The sequence below is a fragment of the Vibrio sp. D417a genome (assembly GCF_030248595.1).
Classification (GTDB): domain Bacteria; phylum Pseudomonadota; class Gammaproteobacteria; order Enterobacterales; family Vibrionaceae; genus Vibrio; species Vibrio alginolyticus.
Genome location: NZ_JAHGAM010000006.1, coordinates 19374 through 42475 on the forward strand (window position 1 = coordinate 19374; position 23102 = coordinate 42475).

Annotated in this window: 21 protein-coding genes and 1 tRNA gene; 15 read left to right on the forward strand and 7 right to left on the reverse strand. The window is 44.5% G+C overall.

Annotated features, from left to right (window positions below):
* Positions 1–2 precede the first annotated feature (2 nt).
* A complete protein-coding gene (locus KI742_RS07550; RefSeq protein ID WP_285386123.1) occupies positions 3–914 on the reverse strand; it encodes a LysR family transcriptional regulator in 912 nt (303 codons plus the stop codon).
* A gap of 131 nt (positions 915–1045) precedes the next feature.
* On the opposite strand from KI742_RS07550, the gene KI742_RS07555 reads away from it, so the two are divergent.
* The 3 genes from KI742_RS07555 (at position 1046) to KI742_RS07565 (ending at position 4062) form a co-directional block, all read left to right on the forward strand.
* Entirely contained in the window at positions 1046–2047 is a 1002-nt protein-coding gene (locus KI742_RS07555) for an NAD(P)-dependent alcohol dehydrogenase (RefSeq protein WP_285386122.1), read from the forward strand.
* A gap of 42 nt (positions 2048–2089) precedes the next feature.
* On the forward strand, positions 2090–3565 hold the full coding sequence (locus KI742_RS07560; protein ID WP_285386121.1) for an aldehyde dehydrogenase: 1476 nt from the start codon (positions 2090–2092) through the stop codon (positions 3563–3565).
* 89 nt (positions 3566–3654) lie between these two features.
* Entirely contained in the window at positions 3655–4062 is a 408-nt protein-coding gene (locus tag KI742_RS07565; RefSeq protein WP_285386119.1) for a PaaI family thioesterase, read from the forward strand.
* 740 nt (positions 4063–4802) lie between these two features.
* Here KI742_RS07565 and KI742_RS07570 read toward each other — a convergent pair.
* Together KI742_RS07570 and KI742_RS07575 are read right to left on the reverse strand one after the other, a co-directional pair.
* Positions 4803–4887: transfer RNA gene (locus tag KI742_RS07570), tRNA-Leu, on the reverse strand.
* A 190-nt stretch (positions 4888–5077) separates the two neighbouring features.
* Positions 5078–5743 carry an SDR family NAD(P)-dependent oxidoreductase gene (locus tag KI742_RS07575; protein ID WP_053303444.1) on the reverse strand — a complete coding sequence of 222 codons (666 nt, stop codon included), beginning with the start codon at positions 5741–5743 and terminating at the stop codon, positions 5078–5080.
* 227 nt (positions 5744–5970) lie between these two features.
* Between KI742_RS07575 and KI742_RS07580 the strand changes: the two genes are divergently transcribed.
* Together KI742_RS07580 and KI742_RS07585 are read left to right on the forward strand one after the other, a co-directional pair.
* Entirely contained in the window at positions 5971–7239 is a 1269-nt protein-coding gene (locus KI742_RS07580) for a DUF2254 domain-containing protein (protein WP_017636178.1), read from the forward strand.
* 184 nt (positions 7240–7423) lie between these two features.
* A complete protein-coding gene (locus KI742_RS07585; RefSeq protein WP_005381070.1) occupies positions 7424–7903 on the forward strand; it encodes an RDD family protein in 480 nt (159 codons plus the stop codon).
* 86 nt (positions 7904–7989) lie between these two features.
* Here KI742_RS07585 and lptG read toward each other — a convergent pair whose 3' ends face one another.
* A complete protein-coding gene (gene lptG / locus KI742_RS07590; protein WP_005381071.1) occupies positions 7990–9060 on the reverse strand; it encodes an LPS export ABC transporter permease LptG in 1071 nt (356 codons plus the stop codon).
* 3 nt (positions 9061–9063) lie between these two features.
* A complete protein-coding gene (gene lptF / locus KI742_RS07595; RefSeq protein WP_167415467.1) occupies positions 9064–10164 on the reverse strand; it encodes an LPS export ABC transporter permease LptF in 1101 nt (366 codons plus the stop codon).
* A gap of 200 nt (positions 10165–10364) precedes the next feature.
* On the opposite strand from lptF, the gene pepA reads away from it, so the two are divergent.
* The 5 genes from pepA (at position 10365) to KI742_RS07620 (ending at position 17044) form a co-directional block, all read left to right on the forward strand.
* Entirely contained in the window at positions 10365–11873 is a 1509-nt protein-coding gene (pepA, locus tag KI742_RS07600; RefSeq protein ID WP_005381073.1) for a leucyl aminopeptidase, read from the forward strand.
* A gap of 115 nt (positions 11874–11988) precedes the next feature.
* Positions 11989–12438, forward strand: coding sequence for a DNA polymerase III subunit chi (locus KI742_RS07605; protein WP_031777270.1), 450 nt, complete (start codon positions 11989–11991; stop codon positions 12436–12438).
* A 96-nt stretch (positions 12439–12534) separates the two neighbouring features.
* Entirely contained in the window at positions 12535–15393 is a 2859-nt protein-coding gene (locus KI742_RS07610; protein WP_104975631.1) for a valine--tRNA ligase, read from the forward strand.
* 225 nt (positions 15394–15618) lie between these two features.
* Positions 15619–16023 (forward strand): DUF2061 domain-containing protein, encoded by a 405-nt coding sequence (locus tag KI742_RS07615; protein WP_005381078.1) that lies wholly within the window; start codon positions 15619–15621, stop codon positions 16021–16023.
* 115 nt (positions 16024–16138) lie between these two features.
* Positions 16139–17044, forward strand: coding sequence for a bifunctional helix-turn-helix transcriptional regulator/GNAT family N-acetyltransferase (locus tag KI742_RS07620; RefSeq protein ID WP_285386118.1), 906 nt, complete (start codon positions 16139–16141; stop codon positions 17042–17044).
* A gap of 19 nt (positions 17045–17063) precedes the next feature.
* Here the strand turns inward: KI742_RS07620 and KI742_RS07625 are convergent, their stop codons facing one another.
* Both KI742_RS07625 and rraB read right to left on the reverse strand, forming a co-directional pair.
* Positions 17064–17864: a hypothetical protein gene (locus KI742_RS07625; protein ID WP_104975633.1), complete on the reverse strand. Its 801-nt coding sequence runs from the start codon at positions 17862–17864 to the stop codon at positions 17064–17066.
* Positions 17865–18018: 154 nt separating this feature from the next.
* Positions 18019–18432, reverse strand: coding sequence for a ribonuclease E inhibitor RraB (gene rraB / locus KI742_RS07630; RefSeq protein ID WP_005381081.1), 414 nt, complete (start codon positions 18430–18432; stop codon positions 18019–18021).
* A gap of 583 nt (positions 18433–19015) precedes the next feature.
* Here rraB and arcA point away from each other — a divergent pair.
* From arcA to pyrI, 5 genes are all read left to right on the forward strand, one after another.
* Positions 19016–20236 (forward strand): arginine deiminase, encoded by a 1221-nt coding sequence (gene arcA / locus KI742_RS07635; protein WP_005381082.1) that lies wholly within the window; start codon positions 19016–19018, stop codon positions 20234–20236.
* 156 nt (positions 20237–20392) lie between these two features.
* Positions 20393–21397: an ornithine carbamoyltransferase gene (locus tag KI742_RS07640; RefSeq protein ID WP_213871932.1), complete on the forward strand. Its 1005-nt coding sequence runs from the start codon at positions 20393–20395 to the stop codon at positions 21395–21397.
* Positions 21398–21495: 98 nt separating this feature from the next.
* Positions 21496–21591, forward strand: coding sequence for a hypothetical protein (locus KI742_RS07645; RefSeq protein ID WP_005381084.1), 96 nt, complete (start codon positions 21496–21498; stop codon positions 21589–21591).
* Positions 21592–21677: 86 nt separating this feature from the next.
* Positions 21678–22607 (forward strand): aspartate carbamoyltransferase, encoded by a 930-nt coding sequence (pyrB, locus tag KI742_RS07650; protein WP_005381085.1) that lies wholly within the window; start codon positions 21678–21680, stop codon positions 22605–22607.
* A gap of 15 nt (positions 22608–22622) precedes the next feature.
* On the forward strand, positions 22623–23084 hold the full coding sequence (gene pyrI / locus KI742_RS07655) for an aspartate carbamoyltransferase regulatory subunit (RefSeq protein WP_005381086.1): 462 nt from the start codon (positions 22623–22625) through the stop codon (positions 23082–23084).
* The last annotated feature ends 18 nt before the right edge of the window (positions 23085–23102 follow it).

A 23102-nucleotide genomic window follows, 5' to 3' on the forward strand; every position in this document is an offset into this window, starting at 1 on the left:
GATCACCAAAATGGGGTCAGACTACTCTTCTCCATCAAGAAATCAATTAATGCTCTTACTCGTCGCGCTTTTTGGCTGTGTTGAGGATAAAACAGATAGAATCCAGGGTAGGACATCCAATATGTAGGAAGTACAGGTTGTAGCCGTTTCTCATCGAATTTCTCTTTAACTAATGGAGCAATGATACGGCCAATCCCCAGCCCCTTTTCTGCTGCATCAACTACGGCGTAAGTGTCATTGACTATTAAGGAGACTGGCATGTCAATCGTTATAGTCTCTTCATTTTGCTGTAGTTTTAGCGGTCGTAACTCGTTAGAGGTTGAAAACCTATATTGGATTAGACGGTGATTATATAAATCATTCGGAGTACTAGGGAGACCATATCGTTTGATGTAATCCTCTGAAGCAAACATCGCTTCTTGAGTAGAAGGTGTCAGTTGACGGGCGACCATTTCTTGATCAATCTTGTCCCCGAAACGTATTCCAATATCATACCCTTCCTTAATAATATTTAATGTCGCATCAGACACATTAATCTCAAGTTGAATATCGGGATAGCGGCGACAAAACTCAGCATAGATTGGCTGTAAAAAAAATTGAAATACAAAGCGTGGTAAAGTAATCCTGACCTTCCCTGAAGGCGCGTCTCCCAGGTCTTTAATACTCTCTAATGCATAGTCTAAGTTTGTTATGGCAGACGCTGTTCGTTGTTGTAGCAATCGCCCCGCTTCCGTCAGCTCAACACGTCGAGTACTGCGAGTAAACAATGGAAGCCCAAGATGCTCCTCTAATTGCTTCAGCGCATGGCTTACCGATGGAGCGGCCATTTCAAGTTTACGTGCAGCACTTCGAATACTGCCTTCACTCGCTATGGTCTGAAATATGGTGAGCTGACTATAAGTCGATCCTTTCATACTGATACCACGACTATCTCTACTGTTAGATGCAGACTAACAGTCTAGTACATCTTCCTAGTCTACAAAACACCAGTAACGGAACTTAGACTGTACTCGTTAGCTAATGGTTTAAGTGTTAGGAGAAAGTAATGTATATAGCATACGCAGCAAATGGTGCTGGCCAACCTCTGACAGCTGTTGAGCGAGAATTGTCTGAATTACAACAAGGTCAGGTGGTCATTGATGTTGAATATTGTGGTGTGTGCCACTCAGATTTGAGCATGCTTGATAATGAGTGGGGACTGAGCCAGTTTCCTTTGGTACCGGGGCATGAAGTGATTGGTAAAGTTTCAGCTATTGGTTCTAAGGTTCACAACATTGAAGTAGGTCAAACAGTTGGCCTAGGTTGGAATAGTGACTACTGCCATACATGTTCTGATTGCATGTCTGGTGATCACAACCTTTGTAATGATGCTGAGATCACTATGATGGGGCGTGATGGTGGATTTGCAGAAAAAGTTGTCGCTGATGCATCAGCGGTTATGCCACTACCATCGAAACTCGACCCTAAAGCCGCAGGCCCACTACTATGTGCAGGGATTACAGTATTTAACCCTCTTGTTCAGTTCAATATTAAACCGACGGATAAAGTTGCAGTCATTGGTATCGGTGGCTTGGGTCATCTAGCAATCCAGTTTATGAAAGCTTGGGGTTGTGAAGTGACTGCGTTCACTAGCTCTGAAGAAAAGAAAAAAGAAGCAATGGAGTTCGGGGCGTCTGACACAATCAACTCTCGAGATCCTGAAGATATAGCTAAAGCAGAGAATCGTTTTGATTACATCATCTCTACGGTAAGTGCAAAGCTTGATTGGAATTTATATCTTTCAACATTGAAAGCAAAAGGTCGTTTACATTTTGTTGGCGCAACAACTGAACCTCTAGATATATCAGTTATCCCAATGATATTTGGTCAAAAGACAATCTCAGCGTCTCCTGTAGGCAGCCCGGCAAATATCGAAAAAATGCTTGAATTCGCAGCTCATCACAACATTAAACCAGCAATCGAACTGTATAAGTTTGATGATATCAACGAAGCAATTGAACGAGTAAAAAGTGGTCAAGCTCGTTATCGAGTCGTACTTGAACGCTAATTAAAATTATTGAATGGCTTAAGATTATTTGAGGAAATGAATATGACAATTCCAACACTTCCAAAAGGTCAATTATTTATTAACGGTCAATGGCGTGATGCAGCTGACGGTGCTACCGCTCCGACATTCAACCCTGCCAATGAACTAGAAATCATGCGTGTTGCACAAGCCACATTAGGCGATGTAGACGCAGCTGTAGATGCAGCACATGACGCGTTTGAAAATGGAGAGTGGCGTAAAATGGGGCCACACCATAAAGCACGTGTATTAAACAAAATCGGAGATTTAATTGAAGAGAATGCGGATGAACTTGCCGCTCTCGAGTCGATGGATATGGGTAAGCCACTGGCTTTTGCTCGTCACTTCGACATTCAGTTTATTGCTGACTTATTCCACTTCTATGCAGGCGTTGCAAGTGGTCAATTGGGTGGTGCTACGCGTCAGGTTACCCCTTCGGAGAGTGGACATATGCCATTGGCGTATACTCGTAAGGAGCCACTAGGCGTAATTGCCGCAATAACGCCATTTAACTTTCCGATGATTCTATCTTGCACCAAGATTGCACCAGCACTTGCGGCAGGTAATACTTTTGTTCATAAACCAGCTTCTGCTACTCCATTGACTGCTCTTCGAATGGCTCAGCTTTTTAAAGACGCAGGATTACCAGATGGGACATTTAATGTTGTTACTGGTTCGGGTCGCACGGTAGGTAATGCTCTAGTAGAGCACCCTAAAGTGAAGAAGATTGCATTCACTGGTTCAACAGAAGTAGGAAAAGGCATTCTCAAGCAAAGCGCAGAATCACTAAAGAAAGTGACTTTGGAGTTAGGTGGGAAGTCAGCACATCTAATTTTTGAAGATGCAGACATCAAACAAGCGGCGCAACATGCGTGTATTGCGGCTTTCTTCAATAAAGGTGAGTTCTGTATGGCGGGTACTCGCTTGTTGGTTCAGCGTAGTGTGTATGATGAAGTTCTAGCAGAGCTAGTTGAAGCAACTAAAGGGCTTGTTATCGGTGACCCATTAGACATGGCTACTACATTTGGCCCACAAGTTGACGCTGCGGCTCGTGATAATTGCGCGAAATACGTTGACATTGCACTTGAAGATGGCGCTCGATTGGTAATGGGTGGTAAACCAATGACTGTTGATGGTAAAGGATATTACTTTGAACCGACAATCCTTGCTGATGTAGATAACAAGTCTCGCGTTGCTCAAGAAGAAATTTTTGGACCTGTTCTTGCGGTAATCCCATTCGATACAGAAGATGAGGCCATCGCGCTTGCAAACGACTCTGAGTACGGTTTGGCAGCAGGAGTGCAAACTCAAAATCTAGGCCGTGCACACAGAGTTGCCAACGCAATGGAAGCGGGAATGGTATGGATAAATACTTGGGGACAGTTCGATAGCGCTTTACCATTTGGCGGTTATAAAGCATCGGGTATTGGGCGTGAAATGGGGATTGAGGCCATGGAGTCTTATACACAGAATAAATCAATCTACGCATCAATTGAATAAGCCTGTCATTTAACTATCAGCAGCTCAAAGTATTTTTGAGCTGCTTTTTCTCTCTGAATAATTAAAAGTTCGGAATAAGGCAAAAGTATATGGTTAGTAAGAGTGAGTTAGAACATTTTTTTGAAACTGAGTTTCCTCAAGCGGACTTCCTGATAGAGTATGTTAGTGAAGACAAAGTAATCATCAAGAAGTTAATTGATATGCAACATCTTCGCCCTGGGAACACAATTTCAGGTCCAACCTTGATGGAAGTTGCTGATGCTGCCCTTTATGTTGCTGTCCTATCTAAAAGTAATCTCTCAAAGATGGCTTTAACATCAAATATCAACATTAACTTTTTGAAAAAACCAGATGCGAACCAAAACATTGTAGCTGAATGTAGCGTTCTAAAATTTAGCCAGAGAAATGCATACGGTGAAGTAAGGATATACTCGGAAGAAAGCAAGATATTGGTAGCGCATGCAACGGGGGCATATGTCATCCCTAGCACGCAGTAAGTTCATTTTGAGAGTGTATCAAAAATGCGAGGTAATCAATTTTAGCGTTTTTCTCACCTAAAAGAACCTAGTTAGTCTAAGTAGGATAACTAGGCTTTATCAAATTGCGAGTGACTATACCCACAGGGCACTTGTACGAACTAATCGAGACTAATCAGCGGGTATAAAAGATCGAGTATGAGTTACTACATGTATACTATTGAGTTCACATCTAGTCTTTCCAATTTCGGTAAAGATGATGAATAGCCCCATAAAATGATATTAGGTGTCCCCCCCCCTTGCCCCCTGCCTACTAAGTGCTATGTGATTAATACTTTATTATCTACCCCAACGCGCTTACTACACACACCGTAAAACCTCCTATCTCAAACCGACTTTTCGACTGTCCATCAAAACGATCAGTTGTTCCATAAAGGCAAAGCTAAAACCTCATAGCACCGTAAAGTCACCATGGTCGTACCATGGTTCTTCTCGCTCGAAACCCTTGAAGATACTGGCTTGTGCGACGGCTGCTTTTTGCATTTGTTGGATTTACTGGGATTCCCTTGCGCACAGAATCGTCATGCGATGAACCATATATGGACCATGGGAGAAATTTTAAGACGGATAAAGAGAGCCTATTGGAGCGAGAAAAGCTTCGATAACAAGGAAGGGGAAAACGAGCTAAGCTTCTGATTTCTTGAATATTTTCAAAGCTTATAAACGACGAAAGGCCGCTATAAAAGCGACCTTTCTATGTATGGTACCGGTGGGCGGACTTGAACCGCCACGCCCGAAGGCAACGGATTTTGAATCCGTCGTGTATACCAATTTCACCACACCGGCATCTTTGGGCTATTGCCCTTTGATGGTTGGCATTATACGTAAGCTTTTGACCTGCGCAAGCAGAAATACCTTAAATAACTATCGTTTGCTGATAATTTCGCCACAAAGTGTGACAAAGCTGTACTCATAAGAAACGTACGCTCCATTTTCTACTACTCTTCCAGATGAAAATGAGTATACGAAACTCTTTTTAAGTTCTATTCACTGTAATATCAGAAACATAACCATTCCCAATGCTCGACAACGCATTATGGAGCATCTCTGCGGCATCTTCTGCTTGCATGAAGTGACTCGTGTCCATCGTATTGCCGCTTGTTTTCCAGAATTCCGTATCCATTCCACCAGGATAAACCGCGATAATTTTCATAGGTTTTCCTTTTAGCTCCAAACGAACCGACTCAATTAATCCTTTGATGGCCCATTTCACTGCACAATACGTAGACTCTTGCGCTTTAGGTTGTTGCGCGGCTGTGGACATGATCATGACCACTTTTATTGGATGATCTTTGTAACGCTTTACTAACTCTCTTAGCACATGAATCGCAGAATTCAGGTTGTTATCAATCAACTTTTGAATCTCTTTCGGCTCCTGCTCTTCCAGTAAGCCAAAATAACCACTTCCCGCACTATGAATGACCATTTCAGGGGACTGTTTCACCCCATCAAAGAGCTGTTTCACATTTTGGTGCAATGAGAGGTTGCAAGCTTGATAACCAACGTTATGAGAGAGTTGTTTTGCTAGTGCGGATAGTTTTTCTGTATTTCTTCCTATTACATACGTCTCTTTGCCTTCCGCATCATAACGCTTTGCTAGTTCCGCCCCTAAGCCGCTACTTGCACCTGTAATTACAATCATGCGCTACCTCTTTTCAATCACATACTTTTAATTCATCTATCAATTAAGGTAACAGAATCGTGGTAATTCACACCTCAAGAGCACCATTCTTTGAAGCAAGCAGCTTTCTTACTTTCGTGATGCATGAAATATCAAGCAGAACGACGGGCATTTAACCTATGCTTAAGCAAGAATAACTTTCTGAATTTTCTATCGACTTTCTAGTGAGAACTGAATAGGAGCAAAGAATGACTGGGTCAAAATGGCAGTGGTTACTGAAACAGATGACACGAAAACTGTGGGTCCGGACGTCACTCTACGCATTACTAGCTGTTGCTACCGCCTTAATGTCGATTGTTTTAAACCAGTTCATTACTCTGCCCCCTGCCATCAACGTCAGCAAGGATTTGTTGAACAACATATTAAATATCCTCGCAACCTCCATGCTTGCAGTGACTACATTCTCTCTCAATATTATGGTCTCAGCGTACAGTGCCGCTAGTGCAGGGGTAACGCCGCGAGCGACAAAACTGTTGATGGAAGACAGCACAACACAAAATGCCTTAGCAACCTTTCTTGGCTCTTTTCTATTTAGTTTGGTAGGAATTATCGCGCTAGGTATTGGGGCCTATCATCAACAAGCACAAATTTATCTGTTCATCGTGACTATCGCCGTAATCGTGATGATCATACTCACTCTGCTACGTTGGATTCAGCACCTTTCCGTACTAGGAAGGGTCAGTGAAACCACTTCATACGTGGAGCAAGCCTTGTTAGATGCTATTAGAAAACGGGGCAAAGAGCGTTGGCTAGGTGCTCACCCGTGGAGCCACCCAGAACATAAACCCAGAGGAAGTAAACCTATTTTGAGCCAAGAAATTGGCTACTTACAGCATGTTGATATGCATCATCTCGATAGTATTGCTGAAGCAAACCAATGCACCATCTACCTTGAGCGACAACCGGGAAGTTTTGTGTACGTAGGTCAACCATTGGCTTGGGTTTGTGGAGAGTTGCCAGACGAAAGCGAAGTAACGGCAGCCTTCACGATTCGAACGGAGCGTTCATATGATCAGGACCCTCGCTTTGGTTTAGTCGTTATGGCGGAAATCGCCTCACGAGCACTATCTCCGGCTGTAAATGATAATGGCACCGCGATTGACGTTCTTGGGCGTTCTGTACGAGCACTTTCATTATGGGGAGACCTACTCAGTGAGCCGCCTACCAAAACTCGATACCCTAGACTATTTGTGCCCGCATTGAGCTGCCAGGATTTGTTCGATGATGTCTTTTTGCCGATAGCACACGATGGTGCAGCGCAACTCCAAATACAGATTCGCCTACAAAAGGCCTTGCTAGCTCTCTCTAGTATGCACCCTAAGTTATTTTTGTCACCAGCAATCAAGCTGTCAGAAAAAGCTTTAGAGCTTTCGTTAAGCCAACATTATACCGAAGATGAGAAACACCAACTCTCTCAGCTATCTAATCTGGTCACAGACCAAAGAGCCAATGGTTAAGAGAATCGAATTCAGTTGAAACATATTGCTGCACGGCCTCGTGTATCATGACATGTGCTGATAACGTAGGGCAGAAAAGTCACTTCGTTTATACACAATTAAAGACTCTGTGCGTTAGGTCTCTTTTCTCTTGGTGAGGGAATCTATATTCTGACGCACAATTTTTAAGGTAAGTGATGGAATAATGACAACGTCTACAACTCTTCCACCTGCTGGTCTCTTTCGTCGACTTGCAGCGTTGATTTACGACACATTGATTATTATCGCAATTGAAATGATGGCCGCTGGTATTGTTATGGCCGTTGTGTTTGCACTAAATGCAGCAGGATTGTTGAGCTATGGCGAGTACGCTGATGCCGCAGATATGCTCGGAAAGCACCCTGTATTGAGCCCTCTATTTACACTTTATCTTGCGGGTGTGTGGATATATTTCTTTGTGTTCTTCTGGACGCGAGCAGGACAAACTCTTGGGATGCGCGCTTGGAAGCTTCGAGTTCGCAATGCCAAAGACGGAGCACCAATTACGGTAACTCAAGCTCTGATTCGTATTTCGACATCTGGCTTTGGCTTGGCAAATTTGACTGTACCGATTGATCCGAAGAAACGTGGTTTCCACGACATTTGGGCCAAAACAGAGGTTGTTGTATTACCTAAGGCAAACTAACTTGTCTAGGAACACAAAAAAGGAAGGCGTAATGCCTTCCTTTACATTTGGTTCGGTAAAACTTGGTTTATTCGATGATGCTTCAGTTATAGCTTTCTTCGTAGTAGTGCAATCGCAATAGCTAAGAACACCAAACTCGGGGCCAAAGCACCAAACACTGGGGATATGCCATACACCAAGCTTAATGGGCCAAAGAACTCACTGGATATGTAAAAAGTAAACCCGGCAACCACGCCCGACAATACCCTTGCCCCCATGGTCACGCTTCTGAGTGGACCGAAAACAAAAGATAGCGCCATTAACATCATCACAGCAATTGAAAGCGGCTGAGTCAACTTACGCCAAAATGCCAACTCATAGCGAGATGCATCTTGTTCCGACGCTTTTAGGTAAGTCACATAATCATACAAACCGCTCAGTGACAGTTCTTCTGGCTTCACAGTCACCACTGCTAGCTTATCTGGTGCCAAAGAAGTGTGCCACTCCATCTGTTCGATGTCTTGCTTCGAAATTACGTTTTCATTTTCCATATCGGTAATTTGTACGTAGCGCATCAGCCAGTTGTTATCTTGTTGGTAGTCGACTTCTTCGGCGAAAATAACTTTTTGTAGATTCTTATCATCATCAAAACGCCACATATTTAAAGCATAAAGCTTGTCGTCTTCGACTTTACCTATAAAGATAAAGTCGTTTGCGTCACGAGCCCACACACCTGAGCGCACAGACACAATGCTACCACCTGATATCGCAAACGCACGTAAGTCACGGGCCATCTTCTGGGCCTCAGGAGCGCCCCATTGACCTAACGCCATAACGACAATCATGAGCGGTACGGCCGTTTTTAGTACCGATAACCCGATATCCAGCTTAGAGAAACCAGCAGCTTGCATCACCACCAACTCAGAGCTTGAAGCCAACATACCTAAGCCGATCAGGGCACCGAGTAATGCCGCCATTGGAAAGAACATTTCGATATCACGCGGCACACTGAGTAACACAAAGTACAACGCATGAGTGAGGTCGTACACACCTCGCCCTACTTTACGTAGCTGTTCTACATATTTGATGATGCCTGATAAGCCAACAAACGTCGCTAAAACCAAGGCAGTGGTAGAGATGATGGTTCTACCGATGTAAAGGTCTAAGATTTTGAACACAGCTTACGCGAGCCTCTTCTTGCGGAATTTGTCTTTTATTCGTCTAGCAGCAACGCTGTCCATCATATTCGCCATGATAGCAACAATCAGCAACATCGCATTGATTGGCCACATACCAATAGCAGCCGGGATGTCACCATCTTCTAATGCAGATTTGGTTGCACTGATCGCCAAGAAATACGCTAGGTAGATCAGAATCGCAGGCCCCATTTTGGCAAACCGTCCCTGACGCGGATTCACCGCAGACAAAGGAATAACGAGCATCGTTAAGAGTGGAATACACACAAATAACGAAATTCGCCATTGTAGCTCCGCTTGCGCCTCTGGATCTGGGTGACCTATCAAGTCAACCGTTGGGAATGCTTCCCAGTCTCGCCCTTTCTTTTTGACCTCACGTTGGCCGATAACACCTTCGTATTCATCGAATTTCGTGATCATATATTCAACGCGAGTAGGCACACCTTCATAACGCGTACCTTCTTTCATAGTGATGATCTGACGACCGTCCGAAAGCTCTTTTACCTCACCAGAAGATGAGAACATCACACTCGGTAACACCGAATCTCGAGGGCGCATCTGCGCAACAAAAACGTTGCTCAAGGTATTGTCTTTAATGTCATCGATGAACACAACCGATGAACCGTCTGGTGTACCTTGGAACTGACCTTTTTTAAGTAGGTCAACGCTGTTTTCTGACGCTACCTGCTCATAAAGCTGCTCAACGCGGTCTTGAGACCACGGCGATAGCCACAACGCATTGAAAGCCGCCACCGCTGAAGTAATCAACGCTAGGTATAAGGCCGCTTGAACCAAGAATTTATTACCAATACCTGTCGCGTTCATTACGACAATTTCGCTCTCTGCATACAGACGACCAAATGTGATCAATATGCCGATATACAGACTTAAAGGCAGCATTAACAGACCCATTGCTGGCATGTTCAAACCAACAATCGAGAAAATCAATCCAGCAGGAATATCCCCATCAGAAGCATCAGCAAGAACACTTATGAATTTCTGGCTTACAAACACCAAAAAAAGTACGAAAAAAATCGCAAATTGGCTCTTGAGTGTTTCGCGGATCAAATATCTAACAATAATCACGCTGAAATTACCTATACAAAACTTGTTTTTTTGGTCGAATCACTATAGTTTCCCGTTGAACCATTTATTTTTTTAAAAATTATAAACTAGATGTTAGTCGCTTAATCAGCTCTGCATGTAAGCCTGGAGCTAAAATTCAACAAGTAAGCGATCATTATCTAACATTTAGAGCAATTTGTCTTCAGGATGTAGGAGTACGCATGGAGTTCAGTGTAAAAAGTGGCAGTCCAGAGAAACAACGTAGCGCATGTATCGTTGTTGGTGTGTTTGAACCACGTCGCCTTTCTCCAGTAGCCGAACAACTTGATAAAATCAGTGACGGTTACATCAGTTCACTACTTCGCCGTGGTGATCTAGAGGGTAAACCTGGTCAGATGCTGCTACTGCATCAAGTACCAGGTGTTTTGTCAGAGCGCGTTTTACTTGTCGGTTGCGGCAAAGAGCGTGAACTTGGCGAGCGCCAGTACAAGGAAATCATTCAAAAGACGATCAGCACACTTAACGAGACAGGCTCAATGGAAGCGGTATGTTTCCTAACTGAACTGCATGTTAAGGGTCGTGATACATACTGGAAAGTGCGCCAGGCTGTAGAAGCGACTAAAGATGGTCTATACACATTTAATCAATTCAAGAGCGTGAAACCTGAGACTCGCCGCCCACTGCGCAAGCTTGTTTTCAACGTACCAACGCGTCGTGAATTGAACTTGGGTGAAAAAGCAATCACTCATGGTCTTGCTATCGCATCAGGTGTCAAAGCCTCAAAAGACCTTGGCAACATGCCGCCAAACGTAGCTAATCCAGCTTACCTTGCTTCTCAAGCTCGTCGTCTAGCGGACGATTACGAAACTGTAACCACCAAAATTATTGGTGAGCAAGAGATGGAAAAGCTGGGTATGACCTCTTACCTAGCAGTAGGCCGTGGTTCTAAAAACGAATCTATGATGTCTATCATCGAGTACAAAGGTAACCCTGACTCAGATGCAAAACCGATTGTGCTCGTAGGTAAAGGTCTAACCTTCGACTCAGGCGGTATCTCCCTAAAGCCGGGCGAAGGTATGGATGAGATGAAGTACGACATGTGTGGTGCGGCATCGGTATTCGGTACAATGAAAGCGCTAGCGAAGCTAAACCTACCAATCAACGTTATTGGTGTTCTAGCGGGCTGTGAAAACATGCCTGGCAGCAACGCTTACCGTCCAGGTGACATCCTAACGACCATGTCTGGTCAAACTGTAGAAGTTCTGAACACGGATGCTGAAGGCCGTCTTGTTCTTTGTGACGCACTGACTTACGTAGAGCGTTTCGAACCAGACTGCGTGGTTGACGTTGCAACGCTAACTGGTGCTTGTGTTATCGCACTAGGCCACCATATCAGCGGCGTAATCTCTAACCACAACCCTCTTTCTCATGAGCTAGTAAACGCTTCTGAGCAAGCGAGTGACCGTGCATGGCGTCTACCAATGGCAGACGAGTACCACGAACAGTTGAAAAGCCCGTTTGCGGATATGGCAAACATTGGTGGTCGCCCTGGTGGCACAATTACTGCGGGTTGCTTCTTATCTAAGTTCGCGAAGAAGTACAACTGGGCACACGTCGATATCGCAGGTACCGCGTGGAAATCAGGCGCAGCGAAAGGCTCAACGGGCCGTCCTGTCTCAATGCTTGTCCAATTCCTTTTGAACCGCAGCGGCCAAGAGACAGAAGAGTAATTTCTGAACAGAATCTAAAAGGGCCGCAAGGCCCTTTTTTATTATCCTAATTTTCTAAAATGAAAGTGGGACTTAAGATGGTCTTAGGAAGAGACCCAAGGCAAGTGAGAGAATGATGCAAACTGCAACCTTCTACATCATTAACGAAGAGAGCCCGCAAGCAACGGTGGCTGGCTTTGAAGAATACATCGTGTTTTTGGCTCAGCACTTTGCTCGCCAAGGCGCTAAAGTGTATTTAAACTGCCAAGACAAACCACACGCCGAGCAGCTCGCTGAAGCCTTTTGGCAAGTTGATGCAGACAAGTTCATGGCACATAACCTCGTAGGCGAGGGACCGAAATACGCCACCAATATTGAAATCGGCCATGAAGGTGTAAAACCTAATTGGAACCGTCAGCTGGTAATTAATTTGGCGGAAAATGAGACAACCTTTGCGAACAAGTTTGCTCAAGTGGTAGACTTCGTGCCCTGCGAAGAAAAAGCTAAACAACTCGCAAGAGAAAGATATAAAATTTACCGTCAAGCAGGTTACCAGCTGCAAACGATCGAAATTCAATATCCTTAACGGTCAATCCTTATAGTTAAGGCGATCTTGTTAAGATCCCTCACTTATAAAGATTGACTAAGATTCAACCATCAACGTATCCATTAAAAGAGCGCTATGGAAAAGACATACAACCCAACTTCAATCGAACAAGCTCTGTATCAGACTTGGGAAGAGAAAGGCTACTTTAAGCCACACGGTGACACTACTAAAGAATCATACAGCATCATGATCCCGCCACCGAACGTCACTGGTAGCCTACACATGGGCCACGCGTTCCAAGATACGATCATGGATACGCTTATCCGTTGTGAACGTATGAAGGGTAAAAACACCCTTTGGCAAGTAGGTACTGACCACGCTGGTATCGCAACTCAGATGGTTGTTGAGCGTAAGATCGCTGCAGAAGAAGGCAAAACAAAACACGATTACGGTCGTGAAGCTTTCATCGACAAAATCTGGGAATGGAAAGGCGAATCTGGCGGCACTATCACTAAGCAGCTTCGTCGTCTTGGCGCATCTGTAGACTGGGATCGTGAACGCTTCACGATGGACGATGGTCTATCTAACGCCGTTCAAGAAGTGTTCGTACGTCTATACGAAGACGATCTAATCTACCGCGGTAAGCGTCTAGTTAACTGGGATCCAAAGCTACACACAGCGATTTCAGATCTAGAAGTAGAGAACAAAGACACTAAAGGCCACATGTGGCACTTCCGCTACCCACTAGCAGATGGCGCAAAAACAGCGGATGGCAAAGACTACATCGTTGTTGCAACGACTCGTCCAGAGACCGTGCTAGGCGATACGGGTGTTGCAGTTAACCCAGAAGATCCACGTTACAAAGATCTTATCGGTAAAGAAATCATCCTTCCTATCGTTGATCGTCGCATCCCAATCGTGGGCGATGAGCACGCAGATATGGAAAAAGGTACTGGCTGTGTGAAAATCACACCTGCGCACGACTTCAACGACTACGAAGTAGGTAAGCGCCACCAGCTACCAATGATCAACATTCTGACTTTCGACGCGAACATCCGCGACTCAGCAGAAGTATTCAACACTAACGGCGAAGCAAGCGACGCTTACAGCACTGAGCTACCAGCTAAATACCACGGTATGGAGCGTTTTGCCGCTCGTAAAGCTATCGTTGCTGAATTCGACGAGCTAGGCCTACTTGAAGAAGTGAAAGATCACGATCTACAAGTTCCTTACGGCGACCGTGGTGGCGTTGTTATCGAACCAATGCTAACTGACCAATGGTACGTACGTACTGCGCCTCTAGCGAAAACCGCAGTTGAAGCAGTAGAAAACGGCGACATCCAATTCGTTCCTAAGCAATACGAAAACATGTACTTCTCTTGGATGCGTGACGTTCAAGACTGGTGTATCTCTCGTCAGCTATGGTGGGGTCACCGCATCCCAGCTTGGTACGACAACCAAGGTAATGTTTACGTAGGTCGCACTGAAGAAGAAGTTCGCAAGAACAACAACCTAGAGTCAGTCATTGAACTTCACCAAGACGAAGACGTACTGGATACGTGGTTCTCTTCTGCACTATGGACGTTCGGTACTCAAGGTTGGCCAGAGCAAACTGACGATCTGAAAGTATTCCACCCTTCAGACGTACTAGTAACTGGTTTCGACATCATCTTCTTCTGGGTTGCGCGCATGATCATGATGACCATGCACTTCGTGAAAGACGAAAACGGCAAACCACAAGTACCATTTAAGACGGTTTACGTTACTGGTCTAATCCGTGACGAAAACGGCGACAAGATGTCCAAGTCGAAAGGTAACGTACTTGACCCAATCGACATGATCGATGGTATCGACCTAGAGTCTCTCGTAGAGAAGCGTTGTGGCAACATGATGCAGCCTCAACTAGCGAAGAAGATCGAGAAGAACACTCGTAAGACGTTTGAAAACGGTATCGAAGCATACGGTACAGACGCACTGCGTTTCACTCTTGCAGCAATGGCATCAACAGGTCGCGATATCAACTGGGATATGAAGCGTCTTGAAGGTTACCGTAACTTCTGTAACAAACTATGGAACGCAAGCCGTTACGTAATGATGAACACAGAAGAGCAAGATTGTGGCTTCAACGGTGGTGAGATTGAATACTCACTAGCAGACAAATGGATCGAGTCTCAGTTTGAACTAGCAGCGAAAGCGTTCAACAACCATATCGACAACTTCCGTCTAGATATGGCTGCGAACACACTTTACGAATTCATCTGGAACCAATTCTGTGACTGGTACCTAGAGCTAACTAAACCCGTTCTATGGAAAGGTACTGAAGCGCAACAGCGTGGTACTCGCCGTACACTAATCACGGTACTTGAGAAGACGCTACGTCTAGCTCACCCTGTGATTCCTTACATCACAGAAACTATCTGGCAAAGCATCAAGCCACTAGTTGACGGTGTTGAGGGCGAGACAATCATGCTACAAACTCTGCCTCAGTTTGACGAAGCGAACTTCCACCAAGAAGCGCTAGACGACATCGAGTGGGTGAAAGCGTTCATCACTAGCATCCGCAACCTACGTGCTGAATACGACATCAACCCTGGTAAGCCGCTTGACGTTATGCTGAAAGCAGCAAATGCAGAAGATGCCTCTCGTCTAGAAGCAAGCAAGCAAGTACTGATGTCACTAGCGAAGCTAGAAGCAGTACGCGTGCTTGAAACTGGCGAACAAACTCCTGCATGTGCGACAGCACTGGTTGGTAAGTCTGAGCTGATGATCCCAATGGCAGGTCTGATCGACAAAGATGCTGAGCTTGCTCGTCTAGATGGCGAAATCAAGAAGACTCACGGCGAAATCAAGCGTATCGAAGGCAAACTGGGCAACGAAGGCTTTGTAGCGAAAGCACCTGAAGCTGTTGTTGCTAAAGAGCGTGAGAAGCTTGAAGGCTACAAAGAGACGCTAGCTAAGCTAGAAGAGCAGAAGACAACGATCGCTGCACTTTAATCGCTAAAGGCTAGAGTAAAAGAATCAAAGGGTTGGTGTGAAAGCATCAACCCTTTTTGCATTTATCACTCGGAAAGCTTTCAAAGATATTCGCTCTTCTCTCCTACTTCCACTCCTATTTAATAGTTTTTACCTATCAAACTAATCTTAACTGCCCATTAGATTTAATGATAATAATTCTCAATAATAGACCTATCGAAACAACACAACGATTGAGTAATTATCATGAAAAAGACACTAACCTTTGCAGCACTCCATTTTACTATCGCGTTTAGTGTCGCTTACGTGCTTACTGGCGACATTCTAATTGGTAGTTTAATTGCCATGATTGAGCCTTCAGTGAACACCGTAGCCTTCTACTTTCATGAAAAGGCATGGGCAAAAGTCCCAGCACTTAAAGCTCGTCAGTGGATGACCAAATTAAAAACCGCAAGCTTTGCGACCGTGCACTTCAGCGTCGCTTTTACCGTGGTTTACTTACTAACAGGTGATGCATTTGTCGGCGGCGTAATGGCGATGCTAGAGCCGAGTTTGAACACGGTGGCTTACTACTTCCACGAGAAAGTATGGATGCGTAAATCATCAGAAAAAGCTCCAGCACCGCAGTTTTGTTTACATCACCACGCTTAAACATGGAGGCTCACTACGTCTCCTAACGAGAAAAATGACATTTACCATTGACAAGGTTGCGCACCGCAATTAATTTAATTGCGATGCGCAACTTTATTTTTAGAGGTAAGTGATAATGAACGCTCGTCAACTTCGACACTACTCCCGTCAAGCCGTCCGATTGCTTGGTATGCTTGATAAACAATGCGGCGATGTCGCTCTCACTCCAGTGCAAGCGCACGCATTGGGTGAAATCCAATTGCAGCCATTGACCATCAATCAGCTGGCACAGCAGCTTAATGTCGACAAGTCCAACGCGAGCCGAACCGTTACTGGTTTGATTAAATTAGGTTTGGTCGAGAGCATCGAAAACCCAAAAGACAAACGTAGTCAACTCGTAGCGATTACAGATCAAGGCCAACAGGCGTTATCACAACTGGACCAACAGCAAAACCACTTCTTTGAACAACTGCTTACCCAACTCGATGACAGCGAGCAAGAGCAACTCAAACTTGGTCTAGAGACTTACCTAAAAGGGCTAACAAAAGTGTGTCAGTCTGAGGAATACGTTCTTCGACCTCTTACTAAAGCAGACAACCCGCAAGTCGCAGATGTGATTCGTAAAGTCTCTGCAGAATACGGCTTAACCGCAGACAAAGGTTATGGTGTGGCCGATCCAACGCTTGATGATATGTATTCGGTTTACAATCAATGCGGGGCCGCCTATTGGGTCATTGAACATCGCGGAGAGATCGTTGGTGGCGGTGGCTTTGCCCCTTTAGCGGGCGAGCCAAATGTGTGTGAACTACAAAAGATGTACTTCTTACCTCAAACACGAGGACACGGTTTAGCCAAACGCATCGTCGCATTGAGCTTACAATTGGCGAAACAATTTGGGTATCAGCAGTGCTATTTAGAGACAACTGAATGTCTGAGAGAAGCGGTAAGCTTGTATGAAAAGCTAGGCTTTGAGCATCTCGATGCCCCGCTTGGACAAACAGGGCATGATGCATGTGAAGTCGTAATGCTTAAGATGCTGTAATAGATAATATTATTAGACGTTAAAGCACAACATGGGTAACACAAAGCTCCTGGCTCAAGGCAACAGTGAAGTTTTGGTGCTGCCCATCCAACTCAACAGACAACTGGTAGAGATCACTTGGATCAGGATCAGTAAGATCGGCATACTTTGGCGCTTCGATCTGGAATAAAGCGCTCGCATGCTCCGCTCGGACATCAATAGGAATATGGTAAGTCATGCCATTGAACTTAACCGATGCCGATACTAAACCCGGCGCAAAAGTTTGGTAGTACAAATCCACCTTAAACTCACAACCACCACCGTGGTGCCAAATCTGTTCGGTAGCCACGCGGTCCAAACGCACATTGCGAATAAACTGCAGATACGGCTCTTGCCATACCCCTAAGCGCTCGTCACTCTTTTGGTATTCATGATCTGCAAGTGAACACAACTCCGGTTTATCCTCATCCAACAGAAGATCTTCTTCTTCCTCAAGGAATAGGATCTCAAAACGGTTGCGCCCCATCTGCATGAACGGGCGAATGTCTTTCTTGTAGACATTTTGAGAACCGTCACAGTCAAACAATGCTACTCCGTTCAAACGCACTTCTGCATGGTAATCCACACCACCCAACACCATTTCTACCGCTGGGAATGCCATCATGGATTCGTCCACTTCAATGTCATGCATCAGGTGCCACTCTTGCTGACGAATTGCTTCTTCTGTCAGTTCAGCAGGCAATACCTGACTCAAAGGAGCAGGGAAAGTAATGTCATCCTGTGGGATAGAAAGGTCCGTCAGTGGAGAGACTTGCCATAAACCGGCGAGTGAGAGTTGCATAAACACCTTGAGCTAGATCAATTTTCACGCATTATAGGGAGAAATCCCCTATAAACTCAATGTGAATTATTTATCGCCTCCACATTCGTCAGTTTTTCAAGGTATAAAAAAACCAGCGTTAAACGCTGGTTTTTCCAAAAGTAGTGAGCTTTGATTACTCGTCGTCTTCATCTTCTTCAGGGTAAAGCGCATCTTCGCCTTCGTAGTACGTACCCCAACCGTCATAGATGATGTCGTATTTTTCTGCCAAGTGAATCAATTTTTCAACTTGCGCATCAATCGCTTCTGCGTCTAGTGCGGACTCCATAGTCGCATCACAGCAAAGCAACTTGTTACCATCTTCATCTTCAGTTTCTTCTGCTTCAAGAACTTCAAAGCCCATCTTGAATGCTTCAACTACCGCTTTTTCTAGCGTGTCAAAATCTTCTGCAAACAGGTGGTGCTCGATTTCGTATAGCGAATCTGGATCGCTGCCATCTTCTAGCAATGCTGCAATGATATCGCGAGTCTCTTCCTTTTGAATCTCAATTAATTCTTCTACTGATAGATATTCATCTTCGTGAGACATGTTTTGGCTCCAGATTAGTTACTTGATGGAAACACAATACCCGATACTGAGTATGCTGATCCGGTGAAATATGGCATGGATTGCGATGAAAAGCCACAAACAAACATCATACCACTGCGATTCTTATCGGTTATTTGAATCTAAATATTAAACCGACCACACAAAGAAACAAAAAATTAACAAAGAATGGCATTTTTTAATATTCAGAACATCCTAATTGACACTTAATGTTGTTATTTTCTCTTTCTATGCGTGTTTATGATACTTTCTTGAATACACTCACGTGTAAAACGAAGAAGCATAACGAATAAATTCACTTTAATAATGCATAATTTAGAATAAAAATGCACGTTTTATGCACTGTGCGTGTATTCTTTCTCAACGGGAAAATTAGAATAAAAACGCACGCACTCTAATTTTAGTAAAATAGCATTTATATCTGATAACAAATTTCATAAGAATCAAAATAAAAATAAAAAACTCACAAAACCAGAAACACCAGAACATAAACAAAGCTTGATAACTTGCATCTTTCTAGGAAGCTTGTCATAACTAATGGCTGGAAAATTTGTAAGGATACAAAATGAGCAAGCTGTACGTTGGATCAGAAGTTGGTCAACTTCGACGAGTTCTATTAAATCGCCCTGAACGCGCCCTAACCCACTTAACTCCGTCAAACTGTCATGAGTTGCTATTTGATGACGTTCTTGCTGTAGAAGCGGCAGGTGAAGAGCACGATGCATTCGCACGTACGCTGCGCGAGCAAGACGTTGAAGTGCTTCTCCTCCACGATTTACTGGTCGAAACCCTCGCTGTTCCAGAAGCAAAACAATGGCTGCTGAACACTCAGATTTCTGACTTTCGTTACGGGCCAACATTTGCGCGAGACCTACGCCAATACTTTTCAGAAATGGATGATGAACATCTTGCCTGCATATTTTTAGGTGGCTTAGCTTACTCAGAGCTACCGATCTCCTCATCTTCTATGCTGCCAAAAATGAAGCGTCCTCTCGACTTTGTTATTGAGCCACTGCCTAATCACCTCTTTACTCGTGATACCTCATGTTGGGTTTATGGCGGCGTTTCTCTTAACCCGATGATGATGCCTGCACGTCAACGTGAAACAAACCACCTACGTGCGATTTATCGTTGGCACCCAATTTTTGCTGGCCAAGATTTTATCAAATACTTCGGTGACGATGATCTGCATTATGATAATGCGAATGTCGAAGGCGGTGATGTGTTGGTTATTGGTAAAGGTGCAGTTCTTATCGGTATGTCTGAGCGTACGACTGCACAAGGTGTAGAGAACCTTGCAGCGAGCCTATTTAAAGCAGGCCAAGCTACCGAGGTTATTGCAATTGATCTGCCTAAACACCGCTCATGTATGCATTTAGACACTGTGATGACCCATATGGATGTAGATACTTTCTCTGTCTACCCAGAGATCATGCGCAAAGATCTCGACACATGGCGCTTAACACCAAAAGGCAACGGTGAAATGCATGTTGAAGCCTCACATAACTATCTGCACGCGATTGAGTCCGCTCTTGGCTTAGATCAGCTGAAAATCATCACCACGGGTGGCGACAGCTATGAAGCGGAACGCGAACAATGGAATGATGCCAATAACGTTCTAACTGTAAAACCGGGCGTAGTAATTGGTTACGAACGCAACGTATACACCAACGAAAAATACGATAAAGCTGGCATCAAAGTACTGACAGTACCTGGTAACGAGCTTGGTCGTGGTCGCGGTGGCGCTCGCTGTATGAGCTGTCCAATAGAACGAGACGATATATAACTTACTCGTCTCTTTACATTAGGTGAATCAAAACTAAGGTTGATGTGAATACATCAACCTTTTTTAGCTTTATTTAAAAATAATTATTCACAATAAAAGCATTTATATGTTTTAATGAATTCTATTAATCTAATCACATGTACTAAGGGACGAGCTATGGCTTTCAATTTACGTAACCGCAACTTTTTGAAGCTATTGGACTTCTCAACCAAAGAAATCCAGTTTTTGCTCGAACTGTCTGCAGAGCTGAAAAAAGCTAAATATGCAGGAACAGAGCAGAAGAAACTTCAAGGTAAAAACATCGCACTAATCTTTGAGAAATCTTCGACTCGTACCCGATGTGCGTTTGAAGTCGCTGCCTTTGACCAAGGTGCTCAAGTCTCTTACATCGGCCCTTCTGGCTCGCAGATCGGTCATAAGGAATCGATGAAAGACACCGCTCGCGTCCTTGGTCGTATGTACGACGGGATTGAATACCGAGGCTTTGGCCAATCCATTGTTGAAGAGCTTGGTACTTATGCTGGTGTTCCAGTGTGGAATGGTTTAACGGATGAGTTCCACCCAACCCAGATCCTTGCTGACTTCCTGACCATGCAAGAGCACGGCCGTGGTAAACAGCTACATGAAATAACCTTCGCTTACCTAGGTGATGCACGCAACAACATGGGTAACTCACTTATGGTGGGCGCAGCGAAAATGGGCATGGATATTCGCCTTGTCGCGCCAAAAGCGTTCTGGCCTGAAGAAGAGCTCGTGGCAACTTGTCAAACTATCGCGCAACAAACCGGAGCAAAAATCACGTTAACAGAAAGCGTTGAGGAAGGTGTGAAAGGTTGTGACTTCCTATACACCGACGTTTGGGTGTCTATGGGTGAGTCTGCCGAGGCATGGGATGAACGTGTAGCGTTAATGACACCTTATCAAATCAATATGGACGTGATTAAGCAAACGGGTAATCCACATGTGAAATTCATGCACTGCCTTCCAGCTTTCCACAATGATGAAACCACCGTCGGCAAAGAAGTCGCTGAAAAATACGGCATGAAAGGCCTTGAAGTAACAGAAGAGGTATTTGAATCAGAATACTCCATCGTATTCGACGAAGCTGAAAACCGTATGCACACCATCAAAGCCGTGATGGTTGCGACGCTAGGAAGCTAACCAGCGCGCAAAAACAGCCGCTAAAAACCATGATGTAATCGCTTGCGCTCACGAAAGTTAAGCGTATAATGCTCGGCAATTTGTCTGAGGATTAAGAAATGACCACGCTGATTGCTGACGTAAAAACGCGATTTGCTCTCGCTAAGCGACTACGCTTACGTGGTGTTATTTTCGTTAATTCTATTGAATTTTAAAACCTCCCCATTGGGGAGGTTTTTTTATGTCCAAAATTCCTTTCGGTTATTTGGATGTAGTCATCAATGTTATAGGGAAGAAGATCATGGCGAACTCGCTTTACCAGAAGCACATCATCTCTATTCCAGAGCTTTCACGCGAAGAACTGGAACTTATCGTAGAAACAGCAGGTAGCCTTAAAAAAGCACCTCGACCAGAACTGATTAAAAACAAAGTCGTTGCAAGTTGTTTCTTTGAACCATCAACACGTACACGTTTATCGTTTGAAACAGCGATTCAGCGCATTGGTGGTGACGTGATTGGCTTTGATAATGATGGTAATACCTCTCTGGCGAAAAAAGGCGAAACACTCGCAGATTCAGTACAAGTCATCTCTTCTTACGTCGATGCCTTTGTGATGCGTCATCCACAAGAAGGCGCCGCTCGCTTGGCCTCTGAATTTTCAAATGGCGTGCCAGTGATCAACGCGGGCGACGGTGCAAACCAACACCCAACTCAAACGCTACTCGACCTATACACCATCGCGGAAACACAAGGGCGTCTAGACAACCTGAACGTCGCATTCGTAGGTGATCTAAAATATGGCCGCACAGTGCACTCACTGACTCAAGCCTTAGCAAAGTTTAACAACATCCGCTTCTTCTTTGTTGCACCAGATGCGCTGGCAATGCCAGATTACATCTGCGAAGAACTAGATGAAGCTGGCATTCAATATAGCCTACACACAGACATGGAAAGTGTGATTCCTGAACTGGATATTCTGTACATGACACGCGTACAGAAAGAACGTTTTGACGAATCGGAATACGCACATATTAAGTCGGCTTACATCCTAACAGCGGCACTACTAGAAGGCGCGCGTGAGAACTTGAAAGTGCTGCACCCACTACCACGTGTGGATGAGATCACAACTGATGTTGATAAAACGCCTCATGCTTACTTCTTCCAGCAAGCTCAAAATGGCGTGTATGCTCGCCAAGCACTGCTGGCGCTTGTTCTAAACGAAACACTGTAATCGAGGGGAAAAATCATGGCTAAAGAAACTCAATTGCAGGTAGAAGCAATCAAAAATGGTACGGTCATCGACCACATCCCTGCGCAAATCGGCATCAAAGTATTAAGACTGTTCGATATGCACAATTCATCACAACGCGTAACGATTGGACTGAACTTGCCATCATCAGCACTCGGTCATAAAGATCTACTCAAAATCGAAAATGTGTTTATCAATGAAGAGCAAGCGAGCAAGCTAGCGTTGTATGCTCCTCACGCGACCGTGAATCAAATCGAGAATTATGAAGTGGTGAAAAAGCTCGCGTTAGAGCTTCCTGAGCGCATCAATGATGTATTTGAATGCCCGAATTCAAACTGTATTTCTCATAATGAACCAGTAGAAAGCAGCTTTAGCGTGTTCGAGAAAAAACAAGAAATCCGCCTAAAGTGTAAATACTGCGAGAAAGTGTTCTCACGCGAGATCGTAACCGAGCGATAAACACGCCGCACGACTAGG